This window comes from Pseudomonas sp. UBA6310, assembly GCF_002438225.1.
In the GTDB taxonomy this organism is placed as follows: domain Bacteria; phylum Pseudomonadota; class Gammaproteobacteria; order Pseudomonadales; family Pseudomonadaceae; genus Pseudomonas_O; species Pseudomonas_O kuykendallii.
Genome location: NZ_DJTK01000012.1, coordinates 7842 through 11080, shown reverse-complemented (window position 1 = coordinate 11080; position 3239 = coordinate 7842). Strand labels below are relative to the sequence as shown.

The 3239-nt window shown below is 67.4% G+C and carries 4 protein-coding genes; all 4 read left to right on the top strand.

The genetic code is table 11. The features are described from left to right. On the top strand, window positions 1-285 hold a 285-nt coding region (locus B3E91_RS02255; RefSeq protein WP_287028186.1), incomplete at its 5' end, for a hypothetical protein. An 80-nt stretch (window positions 286-365) separates the two neighbouring features. Then, complete coding sequence (locus tag B3E91_RS02250; protein WP_287028185.1) at window positions 366-1457, top strand: endonuclease/exonuclease/phosphatase family protein; 1092 nt, start codon at window positions 366-368, stop codon at window positions 1455-1457. Window positions 1458-1465: 8 nt separating this feature from the next. Further along, the gene (locus B3E91_RS02245; protein WP_287028184.1) at window positions 1466-2788 is read left to right on the top strand and encodes a TRZ/ATZ family hydrolase; all 1323 of its coding nucleotides are present in this window, start codon (window positions 1466-1468) and stop codon (window positions 2786-2788) included. Beyond that, window positions 2785-3239: TetR/AcrR family transcriptional regulator (locus B3E91_RS02240; protein WP_287028183.1), on the top strand; the 455-nt coding region annotated here is incomplete at its 3' end. The genes B3E91_RS02245 and B3E91_RS02240, both read left to right, overlap by 4 nt.

Sequence of the window (3239 nt, the reverse complement as noted above, 5' to 3'; positions counted from 1 at the left end):
CCGAAGGCGGTCAGCACGCGGAAGCTGCCGACCAAGCAGTACGACGACGATGACGGCGACTTCGACAGCGCGGCGAAGAATATGGAGTACAACCGCACCGGCAAGGACTACAGCCGCGGCGACAAGCTGATGAGCGACAGCGGCGACAAGCGCGATGGCAACACCATCAATGCCAACTACATGAAGAAGTTCGTTCCGGTCGCCGAGCAGCAGGTCGAACTGGCCTCGGTGCGCCTGGCGCAACTGCTCAACGACGCCCTGGTGGCCGGCCGCCCGGCACTCTGACGCATCACCCCCGATAACCCGCCGGCCGGCATTTTTACCGGCCGGCAGGCCACCCCTTTGCCTGACGAAAGTGAGCCGCCATGAATTACTCGCGCCTGCGTCCTCTGTTGTTGCTGACCGCCCTCGGGCTGGCCGGTTGCATGTCCACCTCCAGCCACGACGCCAGCGAACTGCGCGTGTCGCTGATGACCTACAACGTCGAGAACCTCTTCGACACCGTGCATGACCAGGGCAAGGACGACTTCGCCTACCTGCCGCTGGCGGTCAAGAAGGCGCACCCGGAGTACCTGGCGACCTGCGCGAAGATCACGGTGCCGGCCTGGCGCGAGCAATGCGAGAAGACCGACTGGACCGAGGCCAAGCTGGACGAGAAGCTCACCCGCCTGGCCGACGTCATCGGCCAGATCGATCACGGCCGTGGCCCGGACATCCTGATGCTCGACGAGGTGGAAAACCTCGCAGTGGTCGAACGCCTCAACGCGCGGCTTGGCAAGTCCGCCTACCAGACTCGCGTGCTGCTCGAAGGCTGGGATGAGCGCGGCATCGACACCGCCGTGCTCAGCCGCCTGCCGCAGTGGGACGCACCGATTCTGCACCAGGTGCCGTACCACGCCGAGGGCGACGACCGCTCGGACAAGACCGGCAAGACCCGCGGCATTCTCGAAGTGCGCCTGCTGCTACCGGGCGGGCAGAAGGCTTCGGTGTTCGCCGTGCACCTGCCGTCTGGCGGCGGCCCCGGCTACCTGCGCCGGCAGGCGGTGGATTACCTCGCGGTGCTGAAGAGCCAGCTGCCGGCCGACGTGCTGCCGATCGTCGGCGGCGACTTCAACATCAACGCCGGCGAAGAACGGCAGCACCGCTACATCGCCGACAACCTGGCCAGTACCTGGAGCGTCTCGCACTTGATCGGCTGCGCCGAATGCAAGGGCAGCTACTACTACCACGCGCTGCGCCAGTGGTCGTTCTTCGACATCCTCCTGTTCCCGCCGCAGATGACCGCTGCCGGCTTCAACGGCTGGAAGGTCGATCCGGCGAGCATCCGCCTTGCCCACCAGAGCCGTTACCAGGTGAACAAATGGGGCTCGCCGTCGCGCTTCGATGACGGCAAACACGACGACGGCGTGTCCGACCACTGGCCGCTGTACGCGGAAATCTACCGGGCCAGGCCCTAGGAGATCCCATGAGAGAAGACCGTTACGACTTCATCCTGCTGCCGACCTGGCTGGTCCCGGTAGAGCCGGCCGGCGTGGTGCTCACCGGCCACGGCCTGGCCGTTCGCGACGGGCGCATCGCCTGCATCGCCCCGCGCGAAGAACTGCTCGCGCGGGGCGCCGCCGACGTCCGTGAACTGCCCGGCATGCTGCTCGCCCCGGGCCTGGTGAACACCCACGGCCACGCGGCGATGAGCCTGTTCCGCGGAATGGCCGACGATCTGCCGCTGATGACCTGGCTGGAAGGGCACATCTGGCCGGCGGAGAAGCAGTGGGTCGACCGCGATTTCGTCCGCGACGGCACCGCGTTGGCGATTGCCGAGCAGCTCAAGGGCGGCATCACCTGTTTCTCAGACATGTACTTCTACCCTGAAGTGGTCGCCGAGCTGGTCGAAGCGACCGGCGTCCGCGCCCAGATCACCGTTCCGGTGCTGGACTTCCCGGTGCCTGGCGCGGTGGACATCGACGCCGCGCTCAGCGCCGGGCTGCCGTTGTTCGAGCGCCTGCGCGGACACCTGCGGATGCGCATGGCCTTCGGTCCGCACGCACCCTACACGGTGGGCGACGCCAGCATGCGGCGGGTGCGTGACCTGGCCGCCGAGTTCGGCGCCGGCATCCAGATGCACGTCCACGAAACCGCCGAGGAAGTCGCCACCGCCGTGCAGGCCGGCAACGAGCGTCCGCTGGCGAGGGTGGCGCGTCTGGGCCTGCTCGGGCCGCATTTCCAGGCGGTGCACATGACCCAGATCGACGACAGCGACATTGCCCTGCTGCAGGCCAGCGGCGCGCACGTGCTGCATTGCCCGGAATCCAACCTCAAGCTGGCCAGCGGTTTCTGCCCCGTCGAGAAGCTCTGGCAGGCAGGTGTCAACGTCGCCATTGGCACCGACGGCGCGGCCAGCAACAACGACCTCGACCTGCTCGGCGAGACCCGCACCGCAGCGCTGCTGGCCAAGGCCGTGGCCGGTTCGGCGACTGCGCTGAACGCGCACAACGCGCTGCGCATGGCCACGCTGAACGGCGCGCGGGCGCTCGGCATGGGCGACGAGACCGGCTCGCTAGAAGTCGGCAAGGCTGCCGACCTGGTCGCCTTCGATCTCTCCGGGCTGGCCCAGCAGCCGCTCTACGATCCGGTCTCGCAGCTGATCTACGCCAGCGGCCGCGATTGCGTGCGGCATGTCTGGGTCGCTGGCGAGCAACTGCTCGACGATCGCCGCCTGCTGCGCCAGGACGAGGCGCAGCTGCTCGCCAGCGCCCACGCCTGGCAGGCACGGCTGGCCCGGCCACGATGAGCGGCCTGGCGCAGCGCAGTGGCGGGCGGGTGCGCCAGGACAACGAGGCGCTGATCCTCGCTGCCGCCGAGGCGACCTTCGCCGAGTACGGTTTCAAGGGCGCCAGCATGGGCATGATCGCCCTGCGCGCCGGGCTGCCGAAGGCCAACTTGCACTACTACTTCGGCAACAAGCAGGCGCTTTACATGGCCGTACTTGGGCGCATCCTGCGGCTCTGGACGGAGAGCTTCGATACCCTGCGCATCGACGACGAGCCGGCCGAAGCGCTGTCGCGCTACATCCGCAACAAGCTCGAATTCTCCTGGCGCAATCCGCTGGCCTCGAAGGTCTTCGCCATGGAGGTGATCAGCGGTGGAGCGTGCCTCGAGGCGCATTTCAATCACGATTTCCGCGACTGGTTCCGCGGTCGCGCGCAGGTGTTCCATGCCTGGTCGGCAGCAGGCAAGATGGA

Coding starts and splice junctions, on each gene's coding strand:
- B3E91_RS02250 (WP_287028185.1), top strand. CDS start 366: ATGAATTACTCGCGCCTGCGTCCTCTGTTGTTGCTGACCGCCCTCGGG.
- B3E91_RS02245 (WP_287028184.1), top strand. CDS start 1,466: ATGAGAGAAGACCGTTACGACTTCATCCTGCTGCCGACCTGGCTGGTC.